This window comes from Hydrogenobaculum sp. Y04AAS1, from assembly GCF_000020785.1.
Taxonomy (GTDB): Bacteria; Aquificota; Aquificia; order Aquificales; family Aquificaceae; genus Hydrogenobaculum.
Window position 1 is genome coordinate 227,158 of record NC_011126.1, and the last position, 16,666, is coordinate 243,823.

The following is a 16,666-nucleotide window of genomic DNA, read 5'->3' on the forward strand; positions in this document are numbered from 1 at the left end:
TAAGGTGGTGAAGTTATGCTTAAATTAAAGCATGCTATACCAAGGAAATTTTTTGGTAGACGTAGTGAGCTTTTAGATTTACCATTTTTAGTTAAGGTCCCCACAGAATCTTTCGAAAATTTTATTCAATTTAACGTGCCCCCGACCAAAAGGAAGGAACAGGGTCTTGAGTATATACTTAGAACTTCATTTCCTTTTCAAGATACCAATAAAAATATTACTGTGGAATATATAGGATATGAGATTGGAAATTGGGAATGTAACAAGTGCGGATATAAACCGGAAACGGATTTTTTAGCTGGTGCTGATACGGAATGTCCAAAATGTAAAACAATTCTTTCTTATAAAGAAAAATATACGCCCGAAGAATGTAAAGAAAAAGGAATAACCTATAGTGCTCCTATAAGGATAATGTTAAGACTTAGAAAGAAGACAAAATCAGGGGAGTTTGTAGATACACCAAAGAAAATATACTTTGGCGAAATGCCAATGATGACACCTATAGGCACTTTTGTTATAAATGGAAGTGAAAGAGTCGTTGTGAACCAGCTTATAAGATCACCGGGTATATTCTATTCTGATAAGGAAGATAGGCAAAAAGAAGGTACTGTATCAAGAACAATTTTTACAGCTAGCATACATCCAGACAAAGGTTCTCGTATAGAGTTTGAATTGTCTACTAATTCAGATATAATATCTGCAAGAATAGATAAAAAGCGTATAAGTGCCATTTCGATATTGAGGGCTTTTGGTTTGGAAACCGCTTACGATATATTGTCTCAGTTTTATGAAGATGTTAAGGCTTTTAATGTGAAAGATGGTCTTATAATCGATAAAAATACTGGAGAAGTATATAAACCGGAGGACTTGGAATCTCATTATCTTTTTGCGGTTTTAAGATATACCGCCAAGATAGAAGGCACTGAGAAAGAAGAGGAGTTTATAGAAGAAAGGTATATTGAAGATTTAAATGTACTAAATAGGTTAATAAAAGACGAAAGAGTAAAGATAGAGCTATTGACCGCAGTCCAATCAGAGAAAACCACCAAAAGCTTTTATGGAAAGATAATTCTTGAAACTCTCATAAACGATACAAAAGCAAAGGATCAGCATGGTAAGAGCTTGGTAAGAACCAATTCTCAATTTACTTTAAGAGACATAGGATTAAGAGATATATATGTAAAGCTTAGATCTATGGAAGGTCTCGTTCAGGAAATGGCTGATATCATACAGCGCTCTAGAGCCTACTTTGAAGCTTACTTCCAGGATATCGCAAGATTTGATCTGTCTAAAGTAGGTAGGGTTAAAATAAACGCCAAAATCTATATACACAAAAGAGAGCTTACAGAAAAAGACTTGGAAATTTTTGATGAGCTTCCGGTTTTAGAGTTGGCTAAAGATTATGATAACTACAAAGAAGGCACCATCTTAACAAAGGATATTTTTGAGTATATCTTAAAATCTCATAAAACTATAGAGGTAAGGGATTATACTGGCTTAGAAGCAAGGTTCTTAAATCATAAAGATCTGGTAAATGCAATTAAATATTTGTTAAAGGTAAGGTTTGGTAAGGAAAAGAAAGATGATATTGCTCACCTCGGCAACAGAAGAGTAAGACCGATAGGCGAGCTCTTAGAAAACCAAGCTCGCATAGGCATAGCTAGAATGTTGAAATCCTTTAGGGATAAAGTTGCTACGATAAACCCAGAAGATCCTACGATAAAAGCTCAAGACTTGGTAAACTCTAGATATCTTGTATCTTCTATGTTTGAATTTTTAAAAGGTGGTCAACTTTCTCAATATCTTGATAATTCAAACCCTTTATCTTCCTTAACGCATAGAAGAAGATTATCTGCTTTGGGACCTGGTGGTTTAACCAGAGAGAGTGCTAAATTTGAAATAAGAGACGTTCATCCTTCTCACTACGGTAGACTTTGCCCTATAGAGACCCCTGAAGGTCAGAATATAGGTCTTGTGACTTCTATGACCACTTACGCTCAAACCAACGAGTACGGGTTCTTGGTAACTCCTTATAGGAAAGTTGAGAACGGTATTGTGACAGATCAAATAGAGTTTTTAGCTGCTTATGAAGAAGAAAACTTTGTAATAGCGCAAAGCACCCCTACAGATCAAAAAGGTAAGATATTGGGCGATAGGTTAATAGCTCGTTATAAAAATGATATTCAGATTGTAAAACCATCCGACGTAAACTATATAGACGTTTCTCCAAGGCAAATAATATCGGTATCGGCTTCTCTGATTCCGTTTCTAGAACATGACGATGCAAATAGAGCTTTGATGGGTTCCAACATGCAAAGACAGGCAGTACCTCTTATATTTACACAAGCTCCTTTGATAGGTACAGGAATGGAATCAAAAGTGGCTATAGATAGTGGTGCTGCCATTTTAGCCAAAAGAGGTGGTGTGGTAGAAGAGGTAGATTCAAATCGTATTGTTATAAGGGTAAATCCGAATGAGATAAATGAAAAAGACCCTCTTGATATGGGTATAGATGTTTATAAGCTTTTAAAATTTACAAAAACAAACCAAAACACATCTGTAAATCAAAGACCAATAGTATATAAAGGTCAAAAGATAAAGAAGGGCGATTGTATAGCAGATGGTCAATCTACCTTTATGGGTGAGTTGGCTCTTGGAAAAGATTTGCTTGTTTGTTTTATGCCGTGGCGTGGTTATAACTTTGAGGATGCTATAGTAATATCGGAAAGATTGGTGAAAGAAGATGTGCTTACTTCTGTTCATATAGAAGAACTTAAGGCAGAAGCCAGGGAAACAAAGATAGGTGATGAAGAGATAACTAGACAAGTGCCTGGGGTATCAGAAAAAGCGTTGGCTTATCTTGATGAGTACGGTATAGTTAAGGTTGGTACATATGTAAAACCAGGCGATATATTGGTGGGTAAGGTTACTCCCATTGGAGAAACTCAGTTAACTCCAGAGCAAAAACTCTTACAAGCTATCTTTGGTGAAAAGACTAGAGATGTTAAAGACTCCTCTCTAAGATGCCCACCGGGTATTGAAGGTGTTGTGGTAGATGTGCAGGTGTTTACCAGAAAGTTAAGCGAAAGCAAGAAAAACCCTCTAGTAGAGCATGTAGAGCAAGAAGAGAAAAACCGCATAAAGAAAGAGAAAGAGTTCATGCTTAACCTAGTTATAGAAAAGCGTAACGAGATAGTAAAAGACCTTGTCATTGGTAAGGTTATAAACAAACCTATAAAGTTGGCTAAAAAGACTTACGAAGAGGGCACTGTAATAGATGAAGCTCTTTTTGACAACATAGCCAATTTTGTTATAACGAAGCCAGAAAACTTTTTCTCCGATAAGAAGCTTATAAAGAAGATAGAAGAAATAAGAGATAAAGCTCAAGCTCAACGTAAGGTTATAGATAAGATATACGAAGAAAAGATAGAAAATGTTGGAAAACAAAGCGATTTACCAAGCGGTGTGATAACGATGGTAAAAGTCTACATAGCTCAAAAGCGTAAAATAAGGGTAGGGGATAAAATGGCTGGTAGACACGGGAACAAAGGTGTTATATCTGTAGTGCTTCCAGTCGAAGATATGCCATTTTTACCAGATGGTACTCCCGTAGACGTAGTGTTGAACCCTCTTGGTGTGCCATCTCGTATGAACGTTGGTCAAATTTTGGAAACGCATCTTGGAATGGCTTCAAAATACATAGGTAAGAAAGTTCAAGAGATGATAGACGAATATTTTAATAGAGACGAAATAACGGAGTATATAGCTAGTATTTACGCCATAGGTGATAAGAACAACGAGAATAAAAATTTCATCAAGAACATGCTAAAAAGCTTATCCGATGAAGAGTTTAAAAACGTTGTGAGTTTTGTTGCTCAAAACGGCATTCCTATAGCTACTCCAGCTTTTGAAGGTTGTAGCGAAGATGACTTGAAAACGCTACTCAAAGAAGCTGGTTTGCCAGAGGATGGTAAATTTGTGTTGTACGACGGTAGGACTGGTGAGCCTTTTGATTTTAGAGTTACCACAGGTTATATGCATATGTTGAAGTTGATACATATGGTAGAAGATAAGATACATGCTCGTTCCACTGGTCCTTACTCTTTAGTAACGCAGCAGCCTCTTGGAGGTAGGGCTCAATTTGGTGGTCAACGTTTGGGTGAAATGGAAGTGTGGGCGTTGGAGGCTCACGGTGCAGCTTATACGTTACAAGAGATGCTAACGGTGAAATCCGATGATATAGAAGGTAGAAATAGAGCTTATGAATCTATAGTAAAAGGTAAATATTTCTACTCACCTGGTATACCAGAATCTTTCAAAGTTTTAGTAAGAGAATTGAAATCGTTGGGACTAAACGTTGTGTGTGAGAATGGAGAGGCTAAAAGCTGCGATAGTGTTGATTTGGATAAGAAAGAGGAGGAACGTTGATGAAGAGAGGTTTGTTACCTTTTAATAAGATAAAGCTTTTGCTTGCCTCACCAGAGCAAATACTTAGTTGGAGTCATGGAGAGGTTAAGCGTCCTGAGACTTTAAATTACCGCACTCTGAAACCCGAAAAGGAAGGTCTTTTCTGTGCAAAAATATTTGGACCTTTGAAAGATTACGAATGTTTGTGTGGAAAATATAAAGGTAAGAGATTTGAAGGTACTATTTGTGATAGATGCGGTGTTGAAGTAACGAAAGCTTACGTTAGAAGAGAACGATTTGGCCATATAACCCTTGCTACTCCTTGTGCTCATATATGGTTTTTAAAATCTTCTCCGTCTAAGATAGGTGCATTGCTTGGTTTGTCCGCTAGAGATATAGAAAAGGTTATATATTTTGAGTCTTACTTAGTGGTAGAATATCCAACTCCTGACATGGAGGCTACTTTCTCAAATTCAGAAAATACTATCCCTGTTATAAAAGATGGTGTTACTCATCATGTAAAACTGCACGTTGTTACGGAAGAACAATATGAGAAGGAGTTTGCTTACAGTATAGACAACAGGTACGAAAGTGGGATGGGAGCCGAATTTGTAAGATATGTTTTATCTATTTTAGACTTAGAAACGTTTGCTTTTAAACTAAAGAAAATTTTGAAGCCTTACACCTTTGGATTTGAAGATTTGGGTCCAAAGATGGAGCTAGAGCATAAAAAGCTTTACGAAAAGATAATAATGTTTTTAGCAGACAGGGTAAAGCTTTACAGCGTAGGTATCGCTACATCGCTTAACGGTGTTCAGATGTCTATTGAAGACGTGATTCATGGTATTGTAAGTGAGTCAATATATTTAAACATCAAAACTGGTGAAATATCCAATCAGGATTTAGGGGACGATTGGTATACTTCAAAAGATGCTATAAGGTACAGATTTGAATATGTAAGAGGACAAAATCAAAATATCCCTGTTTTTGATAAGATACAAGAAGATGTTAGAAATATAGTTTTAAAGGACTTCTCGGATACAAGGGTTAAAAATTTAGTAAAAACCTTAAAACTTGTAGAAGGCTTTTTGAAATCTTCCAATAGACCAGAATGGATGATATTAACAGTTTTACCGGTAATACCTCCAGAGTTAAGACCACTGGTAGCTTTAGATGGGGGCAAGTTTGCTACATCTGATTTAAACGATCTTTACAGAAGGCTTATAAATAGAAACAATCGCTTGAAAAGGCTTATAGACTTGGATGCCCCAGATATCATAGTGAGAAATGAAAAGAGGATGCTCCAAGAATCAGTGGATGTTCTTATAGACAACGGCAAGAGAGGCAAGGTAGTAAGCCAACACAATAGACCGCTTAAAAGCTTATCAGATTATCTCAAAGGAAAGCAAGGCAGGTTTAGACAAAACCTTTTGGGTAAGAGGGTCGATTACTCTGGTCGTTCTGTCATAGTGGTAGGCCCTTCTTTAAAGATGCACCAGTGCGGTTTGCCAAAGATAATGGCTTTAGAGTTGTTCAAACCTTTTGTTTATAGAAGACTTGAGGAAAAAGGTTATGCCACTTCTATAAAAAATGCTAGGAAGATGGTAGATCAAAAACAGCCAGAAGTATGGGAATGTTTAGAGGAAGTTGTCAAGCAACATCCAGTATTGCTAAACAGAGCTCCTACACTTCACAGGATGTCTATTCAAGCCTTTGAGCCTGTTTTGGTGGAAGGCAAGGCAATTCAACTTCATCCGTTGGTATGCCCTCCATTTAACGCAGACTTTGATGGTGACCAAATGGCTGTGCATGTGCCTCTTGGTATAGAGGCTCAGCTAGAATCTTATATACTTATACTTTCAACCCAAAACATACTCTCACCTGCCAACGGAAGGCCAATTATGTTGCCCTCTCAAGATATGGTGTTGGGACTTTTCTACGCTTCAAATTATGTAAAAGGTGCTAAAGGCGAGGGTAAGGTATTCTTCTCTAAAGAAGATGCGTTTTTGGCTTTTGAAAACAAAAAGATAGATATTCACGCTGTTATAAAGGTGAAGATAGGGGATACTTTTGTAGAGACAAACATAGGTAGACTTCTTATAAATGAGGCATTGCCAAAGGGTTATAGATTTGTGAATGAAGTTCTTGATAAGAAAAGCATATCAAAGCTTATAGCCGATATTCACAAAATTTATGGTTCAGAAATCACTGCTCAAACTCTTGATAGACTCAAGGAATTTGGTTTTGAAATGGCTACAAGGGCTGGAATATCTATAGGTATTGAAGATATGAAGATACCAAAAGCCAAGAAACGTCTTGTAGATAAAGCTTTTCACCAAATGGACGAAGTGCTTGATCAATATAGAAAGGGTATAATAACAAACAAAGAAAGGTACAACAAAACTATAGATATTTGGTCACAAACCACAGAAGATGTTACAAAGGCTATGTTCTCTGAAATAGAAAAATCTGAACAAATAGAAAACGGTAAAAAACTGCCAGGTCTTTTCAACCCTATTTACATGATGGCAAACTCAGGTGCTCGTGGTAACAAAGACCAGTTAAGACAGTTAGCAGGTATGAGAGGTCTTATGGCAAAGCACTCCGGTGAGTTTATAGAAACGCCAATTACTTCAAACTTTAGAGAGGGATTATCTGTATTAGAATACTTCATATCTACTTACGGTGCTAGAAAAGGTCTTGCTGATACCGCTCTAAAGACATCTTTTGCTGGTTATCTAACTAGAAGGCTTGTAGATGTGGCTCAAGATATGGTTATTAGCGAATATGATTGTGGTACTAAAAAATATGAAGTTATAGAAGCAATAGTAGAAAGTGGTGAAGAAAAAATATCTTTGAAAGAAAGGTTGATAGGAAGAGTTTTAGCTGAGGACATATACGATCCAAACAGTAAAGAGCTTATAGCAAAAGCCAACGATGTTTTAGATGAAGAGCTTACAGCTAGAATACAGCAAGCTGGTGTAGTGCAGGTCAAGGCCAGATCAGTACTAAACTGCGAATCTGAAAACGGTATATGCTCTATGTGTTATGGATGGGATTTATCTCAAAGAAAACTTGTTTCTCCTGGAGAGGCTGTAGGTATTATAGCTGCTCAATCTATAGGTGAGCCCGGTACTCAGCTTACAATGAGAACATTCCACATAGGCGGTGCTGCTACAGCTCAAAAGGTCCAGAGTGAACTCATTATAGAAAGTAGTGGTATTATAAAATTCCAAGGTTTAAGGCTTTTAAAGAATAGAAATGGAGGACTTATAAACATATCTCAAGAAGGTGTAATATTTGTATTGGATCCAAACGGAAGGACCATAGAAAGGCATACAGTCCCTTATGCTGCAGAGATTTTGTTTAAAGATGGTTCAGAGGTAAAGCAAGGTGACATAGTGGCAAAATGGGATCCGTTTAACACTTACATAATAGCTGAATCAAGTGGAGAGCTTGTTTTAAAGGATATTATAGTGGATGTTACTGTAAGAGAAGAAAAAGATACTCTTACCGGTAAAACAGCCATAGTTGTATCTTTCCTAAGAGCTAAAGACGCTCAACTGCACTCACCGAGAATAGTTATAAAGTCTGAAGATGGTAATGAGTATTCTTATGATTTACCGGTAAACTCTATATTAAATATACCGTTTGAAAAGCTTAAAACTATATGGGATAAGTGTTTAGCTTGTTCTGAGGCTGAAAAGAATGATGTTCAGCACAATTACTATTATTTAGATAAATTTGTTGTACATCCAGGGGATATTATAGCGCGTATTCCCAAAGAAACTACAAAAGTTAGAGACATAGTAGGAGGTCTTCCAAGGGTTGAAGAGTTGTTTGAAGCTAGGAAGCCTAAAAACCCCGCTATTATATCTGAGATAGATGGTATAGTTAAGATATATGAAGATGCAGATGAGGTTATGGTAATATCGCCAAAAGGCACTAAGAAGTACGATATAAAAAATGAGTTTATTCTGATTAAGCATGGTCAAGAAGTGAAAGAGGGTACCAAAATTACAGATACTATAGTTAGTGATGTTAGTGGTAAAGCTATAGTAAGAGCAAAGGGTAGTAAGATAGTGGTTTACAATAAACAAACAGGCCAAGAAAAAGTTTATTCTGTGCCCAAAGGTAAATTTTTACAAGTAAAGGACGGTGATTATGTAAAAGTTGGTGACCAATTAACAGATGGAACTCCGCTTCTTGAAGAGATACTTAAGATAAAGGGTATAGATGAGCTTCAAAAGTTCTTGTTAAAAGAAGTTCAGATGGTGTATAAGCTTCAAGGTGTTGATATAAACGATAAACATATAGAGATAATAATTCGTCAAATGCTAAGGAAAAGAGTAATAGTAGATCCAGGAGATAGTAGGTTTGTGGCTAACGAAGAAGTTGATGTAATAGAGTTTAACAAAGAAGTGGAAAGAATTAGGAAAGAAGATGGTAAAATACCAAAAGCAGAGCCTATATTGGTGGGTATTACCAAGGCTGCCTTGTCTACTAAAAGCTGGATATCTGCTGCTTCTTTCCAAGAGACTACTAGAGTTTTGACAGAAGCTGCTAGCGAAGGAAAAGTTGATGACTTGTCAGGTATAAAGGAAAATGTTATAATTGGTAATCTTATACCTGCCGGTACTGGTCTTGAAGAGTACAAAAATGTAAAGATAGAGATTGCAGAGCATGTCACCCAGTTTAAGAAGCAAACTTAAAATGCTTGCTTTTTTTGAGCTTTTATGCTAAAATATTAGCTTATTGTTTAGGAGGAGAAAGTAAATGCCAACTGTGAATCAGCTTATAAAAGAAGGACGCGAGAAGATAAAGAAAAAGAGTAAGGCTCCTGCTTTGCAGGGCAATCCTCAGAAAAGAGGCGTTTGCGTACGTGTTTATACTGTAACGCCAAAAAAGCCAAACTCTGCTCTTAGAAAAGTTGCTAGGGTAAGATTGTCAAACGGCATAGAAGTTACTTGTTATATTCCAGGAGAAGGACATAACCTTCAAGAGCACTCTATAGTGCTTGTAAGAGGCGGTAGGGTAAAAGATTTACCAGGTGTTAGATATAAGATAATTCGTGGAGCTTTAGATACTGCCGGTGTTGCCAATAGAAGACAGTCTAGGTCAAAGTATGGTGCTAAGAGGCCTAAAGCTGGTGCCGCTCAAGCTACGAAAGGGGGTAAGAAGTAATGCCTAGGAAAGGAAGAGTTCCAAGAAGAGAGATATTGCCAGATGCTAAATACAACAGTATTATAGTTCACAAACTTATAAACAAAGTTATGAAAGACGGCAAGAAGAGTACAGCCGAATATATAGTCTATACTGCTTTAGAGAGAGTGGCTGAAAAGCTAAATTTATCGCCAGTGGAAGTGCTTGAAAAGGCTCTTGAAAATGTCAAGCCAGTTTGGGAAGTGCGTCCTCGTCGTGTTGGTGGTGCTACTTATCAAGTACCAGTGGAAGTAGAAGAACATAGAAGAGAGTCCTTGGGTATAAAATGGCTTGTGGATGCAGCCAGAGAAAGAGCAAGACACAGGGGTTCTTATACGATGGAAGAAAGGTTGGCAGCAGAAATTATGGACGCCATAGAAAATAAAGGTGCTGCTGTAAAGAAAAAAGAAGATACTCACAGAATGGCGGAAGCTAATAAAGTTTTTGCTCATTTTAAGTGGTAATAGGGAGATAGAATATGCCAAGGACAGTTCCTATTCAAGATTTGAGAAACATAGGTATAGTAGCCCACATAGACGCTGGTAAAACTACTACTACGGAGCGTATACTTTATTATACTGGTAAAACCTATAAAATAGGTGAGGTGCATGAAGGTGCTGCAACGATGGATTGGATGCCTCAAGAAAAAGAAAGAGGCATTACCATTACAGCAGCTACTACGGCTTGCTATTGGGCTGGTAAGCAAATAAACATAATAGATACTCCAGGGCACGTAGACTTCTCTGTAGAAGTTGTAAGGTCAATGCGTGTTTTGGACGGTATCATATTTATATTTTCAGCTGTTGAAGGTGTACAGCCCCAATCGGAAGCGAACTGGAGATGGGCAGATAAATTCAACGTTGCTCGTATAGCTTTTATAAATAAATTAGATAGATTAGGCGCAGATTTTTATAGAGTTTACGATGAGATAGTAAAAAAACTTACGATAAAACCAGTAGCCATTCAAATACCTATAGGTACAGAAGATAATTTTGTTGGTGTCGTAGATCTTATGAATATGAATGCCATTATATGGCTTGAAGAAACCTTGGGTGCGAAATACGAAATAAGGGATATTCCGGAAGAATATAAAGCTAAGGCTCAAGAATGGCGTGAAAAAATGGTGGAATCTATAGCTGAAACGGACGACACTTTAATGGAAAAATATTTGGAAGGTCAAGAGATCAGCACAGATGAGCTAAAGCAAGCTTTAAGAAAAGCTACTATAAATAAACAGTTAGTGCCTGTTTTATGTGGTTCTTCTTTTAAAAATAAGGGTGTTCAACCTCTATTGGATGCTGTTGTAGATTATCTTCCTTCTCCTTTGGATGTTCCTTCGGTGGTTGGAATAAATCCAAAAACAGTTCAAGAAGAAACAAGGCTTCCAGAAGATGATCAACCGTTTTGCGCTTATATTTTCAAAGTAGTATCTGATCCTTATGCAGGTCAGTTAAGCTATTTTAGAGTATTCTCTGGTAAAGTTCAGGCTGGTTCTTATGTGCTAAATTCTACTAAAGATAAAAAAGAGCGTGTTGGAAGACTACTTTTGATGCATGCCAATACAAGAGAAGATATTACAGAGGTTGCCGCCGGTGAGATTGCTGCAGCTGTAGGTGTGGATGCTGCTACTGGTGATACCATATGCGATGAGAAGAGCCCTATTATTTTGGAAAAACTCGAGTTTCCAGAACCTGTTATATCTATGGCTATAGAGCCAAAAACGAAGAAAGATCAAGAGAAACTTTCTCAAGTGTTAAATAAATTCATGAAAGAAGATCCGACGTTTAAAGCCTCTATGGACCCAGAAACTGGGCAAACGTTGATACACGGAATGGGTGAGCTTCATCTTGAAATAATGGTAGACAGGATGAAGAGGGAATACAACATAGAGGTAAACGTAGGTAAGCCTCAGGTGGCTTACAAAGAGGCTATAAAAGGTAAAGCTGTGGCTGAAGGTAAGTTTATAAGACAAACTGGTGGTAGAGGTCAATACGGCCACGTTGTTATAGAGGTAGAACCGTTAGAAAGAGGAAGCGGCTTTGTATTTGAAAATGCTATAGTAGGTGGTGTTATACCAAAAGAGTTTATTCCTCCTGTGGAAGAAGGTATAAAAGAAGCCATGGAGAATGGTGTATTGGCTGGTTATCCGGTGGTTGACGTTAAGGTTAAACTTTTTGATGGTTCTTACCATGAAGTGGACTCTTCTGAAATAGCCTTTAAGATAGCCGGTTCTATGGCTTTTAAAGAAGCTGCTAAGAAAGCTAGTGTAGTACTTTTAGAACCTATAATGGAAGTAGAAGTTGAAACTCCAGATGATTACGTAGGGGATGTTATAGGAGATTTAAACTCAAGACGTGGCAAAATTATGGGTATGGAAAACAAAGGTATTATCACTTCTATAAAAGCCCATGTACCACTCTCTGAAATGTTTGGTTACGCTACTAACCTTAGAAGTTTAACACAGGGGCGTGGTACATTTATTATGAAATTCTCCCATTACAGTGAAGCACCTCAAAGTATTACAGAGAAAGTAGTTGGAGAAAGAACTCATACTTAAAAAGGAGTAGCTTATGGCAAAGGAAAAGTTTGTTAGAGAGAAAGAGCACATCAACGTAGGTACCATAGGTCACGTTGACCATGGTAAATCTACCTTAACATCTGCTATCACCTGTGTGTTAGGTGCTGGTGTATTATCAGGCGGTAAGGCAAAATGCTACCGTTATGAAGAAATAGACAAAGCACCTGAAGAAAAAGAAAGAGGTATTACCATCAACATAACTCACGTTGAATACGAAACACCAAAAAGACACTACGCTCACGTTGACTGTCCCGGACACGCAGACTACATAAAGAACATGATTACAGGTGCCGCTCAAATGGACGGTGCAATACTTGTTGTATCAGCAGCAGATGGTCCAATGCCCCAAACCAGAGAACACGTTTTGCTAGCAAGACAAGTTAACGTCCCTTACATAGTGGTATTTATGAACAAATGCGATATGGTAGATGATCCAGAGCTATTAGATCTAGTAGAGTTAGAAGTAAGAGACCTACTAAACAAGTACGAATTTCCGGGTGATGATGTGCCAATTATAAGAGGTTCTGCTTTAGGAGCCCTTGAAGAACTAGACAAAGGCAAACCAGACAAATGGTGCAATGCAATAGTAGACCTTATGAAAGCCTTAGATGACTATATACCATCTCCTCAAAGAGAAACTGATAAGCCATTCCTAATGCCAATAGAAGATGTCTTTACCATATCTGGTAGAGGTACAGTTGTCACAGGTAGAGTAGAAAGAGGTGTGCTAAAACCAGGCGAAGAAGTGGAAATAGTAGGTCTAAAAGAAGAATCCCTAAAAACTACAGCCACATCTGTGGAAATGTTTAGAAAAATCCTTGACGAAGCATTACCCGGTGACAACGTAGGTGTGTTATTAAGAGGTGTAGGTAAAGACCAAGTAGAAAGAGGTCAAGTCTTAGCAAAGCCAGGTTCTATAACTCCACATAAAAAGTTCAAAGCTCAAGTTTACGTATTGTCAAAAGAAGAAGGTGGTAGACACACTCCATTCTTCCTAAACTACAGACCTCAGTTCTACATAAGAACCGCTGACGTAACAGGTACAGTGGTAAAGCTTCCAGAAGGTCAAGAGATGGTAATGCCTGGTGATAACGTAGAGTTTGAAGTAGAGCTAATACATCCAGTAGCTATGGAAGAAGGCCTTAGATTTGCCATAAGAGAAGGTGGTAGAACAGTTGGTGCTGGTGTTGTCACCAAGATTATAGAGTGAGGCAGAAAGTATGGAGCAGGATAAAATACGTATAAAGCTTAAATCTTACGATTATAAACTTTTGGATCAATCTGTCAAGCAAATAGTGGAAACAGTTAAACGAACGGGAAGCTCCGTAAAGGGGCCGATCCCTCTGCCCACTTCTAGAAGGCGCTGGGTGGTCTTACGTTCACCTCATAAGTTTGATCAATCTAGGGAGCATTTTGAAATCAGAGAGTTCAAGAGGATGTTAGATATAGTAAAGATTACACCACAAACTATAGAATCTCTTATGGAGATAAGTCTTCCAGCTGGTGTTGATATTGAAGTTAAGATGAGAGGTTGAAGATATGATAGGTCTTATAGGTAAGAAACTTGGAATGATGAGAGTTTTTTTAAATGATGGCACAGCTATTCCAGTAACGGCTATTAAAGTAGAACCTAACTATGTGGTTTATATTAAAAGCTCTGAAACAGACGGTTATAATGCCATACAGGTAGGTAGCATTCCTTTAAAGCAAAGTAGATTTAAAAAGCCAATGGTTGGTCATTTTAAGAAAGCCAATTTGACACCTTTAAAATATTTAAAAGAATTTAGAGTAGATGATGTTTCTAGTTTCGCGTTAGGTCAGGAACTAGGTGTTGATATATTTTCACCTGGTGAGTTGGTGGATATAGTGGGAAGGTCAAAGGGTAGAGGTTTTACAGGTACCATGAAAAGATGGGATTTTGGTGGTTTTCCAAAATCTCACGGTCATAGATATCATAGGGCTGTAGGTTCTGTGGGAAATCGTACTGATCCTGGTAGAGTTTGGAAGAGCAAAAGAATGGCTGGAAGACATGGTAACGAAACTATAAGAGTTCAAGCTCTTGTAGTTGTGGATGTTTTAAAGGATAAAGGAATTATTCTTGTGAATGGCTCTGTGCCTGGTCATAAAGATGGAATTGTATATATAGAAAAGAGTCATATTGCCTTTAGGAAGAAAGCTCAAAGGAAGCAGGATCGTTTGTCTTTTATACCATCAAATCTTTTAAGGCAGGAAGTGTGATATGTTGGTGAATGGTGTAGAACTAAGAGATGATGTTTTTAATGTAGAACCTAAAAAGCATATTTTGTGGGATGTGGTTAGATGGCAGCTTGCTAAAAGAAGGCAAGGTACTCATTCCACAAAGACTAGAGCTGAGGTAAATTGTAGCAAGAAGAAGATAATGCCTCAAAAAGGTACTGGTAACGCTAGACACGGTGCCAGATCTGCAAATATATTTGTTGGTGGCGGTGTTGTACATGGTCCTACACCTAGAGATTATGAATATAAGCTATCTAAAAAGTACAGAAAAATAGCTCTTGCTATGGCTCTTAGCACAAAAGCTAAGAACAACTCTGTTTATGTATTAGAATCTTTGTTATCTTCTTTAGGAAAGCCCAAAACTAAGGTGGCTTTTGAGCTTTTAAAAGAAAAAGGTATATCTGACAAGAAAGTTTTGGTAGTGACAAAAGATCAAAACGATATTGTTTCTAAAAGCTTTAAAAATATACCAAATACAAAAGTATTACCCGTTGTAGGTCTTAATGTTTACGATATTCTTTGGGCTGATGCTTTGTTGATAGAGCAAGGAGCCTTGGAAAAAATTTATGAGAGGGTAAATTTATGAGAGCACCTGAGGAAGTTATTATACGTCCTATAATCACTGAAAAGACAAATAGATTGATGGAAGATTTAAATAAGTATGTATTTGAAGTTCACAAAGATGCTAACAAACATGAAATAAAGCATGCTGTGGAAAAGCTGTTTGGAGTAAAAGTGAAAGCTGTTAACACTCTTTATGCAAGACCAAGGGTAAAAAGGACAATAACAAGAAGAGGCAGAGTTTACGGTGCCACAAGAGGTTATAAGAAGGCCATTATTACCCTTGATAAGAATTCAAAAATAGATTTTATGAGCTTGTGAGGTTATATATATGGGTGTAAGAAAGTTAAAACCTGTAACAAATGGACAAAGACACGCTATACTTTACGATTATTCTGAGCTTACCAGGAGAGAACCAGAAAAAAGCCTTACTTATTACTATAAAAGGGCTTTGGGTAGAAGTAGGCAACAGGGTAAAATTACTTCAAGATGGAAAGGCGCTGGTAACAAAATAAGATATCGTTTGATAGATTTTAAGAGAGACAAAAGTCTTATACCGGCAAAAGTTTATTCAATAGAGTATGACCCATTTAGAAGTGCTCGTATAGTTTTGCTTCATTATAAAGATGGTGAAAAAAAGTATATTTTGTGGCCTGATAAACTTAACGTAGGAGATACGGTGGTTTCTATAAGCTATGAAGACGCTATTAAAGGAAAGGAACTTCCTGATATAAAGCCCGGCAACGCTATGCCTTTGCGATTTATTCCTGTGGGTACTTTTATTCACAACATAGAGTTAAATCCCGGCAGAGGGGCAAAGCTTGTAAGAGCCGCCGGTTTATCAGCCCAAGTTATAGGTAAGATAGAAGGATATGCTCAAGTGCGTTTACCTTCTGGTGAGGTAAGGCTTATAAATGATAAATGTATGGCTACCATTGGTGTTGTAGGCCTAGCCGAACATGAGCTTGTTAAACTGGGAAAGGCTGGTAGATCTAGATGGCTAGGTATGAGACCAAATGTTCGTGGTACAGCTATGAACCCAGTGGATCACCCACATGGTGGTGGTGAAGGTAAAACAAAAGGTAAGCATCCAGAATCTCCTTGGGGTTGGAAAACTAAAGGCTATAAGACCAAGAGAGGAAAGAGATATTCCGATAGGTTCATAATATCTAAGAGGAATGCTGGAGGTAAGGTATAATGGGTTTTAGAGGTGCTTGGAATAAGAGAAATAGATTGATAGAGGATTTAGATACATTTTTGAAGCTTTATAAAAAAGCTCAAAAAGCTTATAAAAAGGTTAGAAAGGTTGAATTTTCTAACAACGATGAACTTATAGAAAATGCTAAAAAAAGATATCAGGAAATTTGGGATGAATTTAGAGCTTTTGTAAACAAAAAAGCTTGGGTAGATCCAAAGCTATGGGCGACGATAAGAAAAATGAATCAGACCGGTGATAGAAAAGTAGTTAAGACTTATTCTAGGGATAGCCAAGTAATATCCGATTTTGTTAACCATACTATAGCTGTTCATAACGGTAAGACTTTCGTACCCATATATATAACTCCTGAAATGGTAGGTCATAAGTTGGGGGAATTTGCTCCTACTAGGACTTTTAGATCTCACCCAGAAAAATCTGCTAAAGTAGTAAAGAAGAAGTGAGGT

The 16,666-nt window shown here is 37.5% G+C and carries 12 protein-coding genes; all 12 read left to right on the top strand.

Going from position 1 to position 16,666, the window contains the following annotated elements:
• Positions 1 to 15 precede the first annotated feature (15 nt).
• The 12 genes from HY04AAS1_RS01320 (at position 16) to rpsS (ending at position 16,663) form a co-directional block, all read left to right on the top strand.
• A complete protein-coding gene (locus HY04AAS1_RS01320; protein WP_012513305.1) occupies positions 16 to 4,428 on the top strand; it encodes a DNA-directed RNA polymerase subunit beta in 4,413 nt (1,470 codons plus the stop codon).
• Entirely contained in the window at positions 4,428 to 9,119 is a 4,692-nt protein-coding gene (gene rpoC, locus HY04AAS1_RS01325) for a DNA-directed RNA polymerase subunit beta' (protein ID WP_012513306.1), read from the top strand. The genes HY04AAS1_RS01320 and rpoC overlap by 1 nt, the downstream gene beginning before the upstream one ends.
• 64 nt (positions 9,120 to 9,183) lie before the next feature.
• Entirely contained in the window at positions 9,184 to 9,591 is a 408-nt protein-coding gene (gene rpsL / locus HY04AAS1_RS01330) for a 30S ribosomal protein S12 (RefSeq protein WP_012513307.1), read from the top strand.
• On the top strand, positions 9,591 to 10,073 hold the full coding sequence (rpsG, locus tag HY04AAS1_RS01335; RefSeq protein WP_012513308.1) for a 30S ribosomal protein S7: 483 nt from the start codon (positions 9,591 to 9,593) through the stop codon (positions 10,071 to 10,073). The genes rpsL and rpsG overlap by 1 nt, the downstream gene beginning before the upstream one ends.
• Before the next feature lie 14 nt (positions 10,074 to 10,087).
• On the top strand, positions 10,088 to 12,166 hold the full coding sequence (gene fusA / locus HY04AAS1_RS01340) for an elongation factor G (protein WP_012513309.1): 2,079 nt from the start codon (positions 10,088 to 10,090) through the stop codon (positions 12,164 to 12,166).
• 13 nt (positions 12,167 to 12,179) lie between these two features.
• On the top strand, positions 12,180 to 13,397 hold the full coding sequence (gene tuf, locus HY04AAS1_RS01345; RefSeq protein WP_012513297.1) for an elongation factor Tu: 1,218 nt from the start codon (positions 12,180 to 12,182) through the stop codon (positions 13,395 to 13,397).
• Between the two features lie 10 nt (positions 13,398 to 13,407).
• Positions 13,408 to 13,722, top strand: a complete 315-nt coding sequence (rpsJ, locus tag HY04AAS1_RS01350; protein WP_012513310.1) for a 30S ribosomal protein S10 — start codon at positions 13,408 to 13,410, stop codon at positions 13,720 to 13,722.
• Positions 13,723 to 13,726: 4 nt separating this feature from the next.
• Complete coding sequence (gene rplC / locus HY04AAS1_RS01355; RefSeq protein WP_012513311.1) at positions 13,727 to 14,425, top strand: 50S ribosomal protein L3; 699 nt, start codon at positions 13,727 to 13,729, stop codon at positions 14,423 to 14,425.
• Between the two features lies 1 nt (position 14,426).
• Positions 14,427 to 15,029, top strand: a complete 603-nt coding sequence (rplD, locus tag HY04AAS1_RS01360; protein WP_012513312.1) for a 50S ribosomal protein L4 — start codon at positions 14,427 to 14,429, stop codon at positions 15,027 to 15,029.
• Positions 15,026 to 15,325, top strand: a complete 300-nt coding sequence (gene rplW, locus HY04AAS1_RS01365; protein WP_012513313.1) for a 50S ribosomal protein L23 — start codon at positions 15,026 to 15,028, stop codon at positions 15,323 to 15,325. Before rplD ends, rplW begins: the two co-directional genes overlap by 4 nt.
• A 10-nt stretch (positions 15,326 to 15,335) precedes the next feature.
• Positions 15,336 to 16,202, top strand: coding sequence for a 50S ribosomal protein L2 (gene rplB, locus HY04AAS1_RS01370; RefSeq protein ID WP_012513314.1), 867 nt, complete (start codon positions 15,336 to 15,338; stop codon positions 16,200 to 16,202).
• 164 nt (positions 16,203 to 16,366) lie between these two features.
• Complete coding sequence (gene rpsS / locus HY04AAS1_RS08470; protein ID WP_198002731.1) at positions 16,367 to 16,663, top strand: 30S ribosomal protein S19; 297 nt, start codon at positions 16,367 to 16,369, stop codon at positions 16,661 to 16,663.
• Positions 16,664 to 16,666 lie beyond the last annotated feature (3 nt).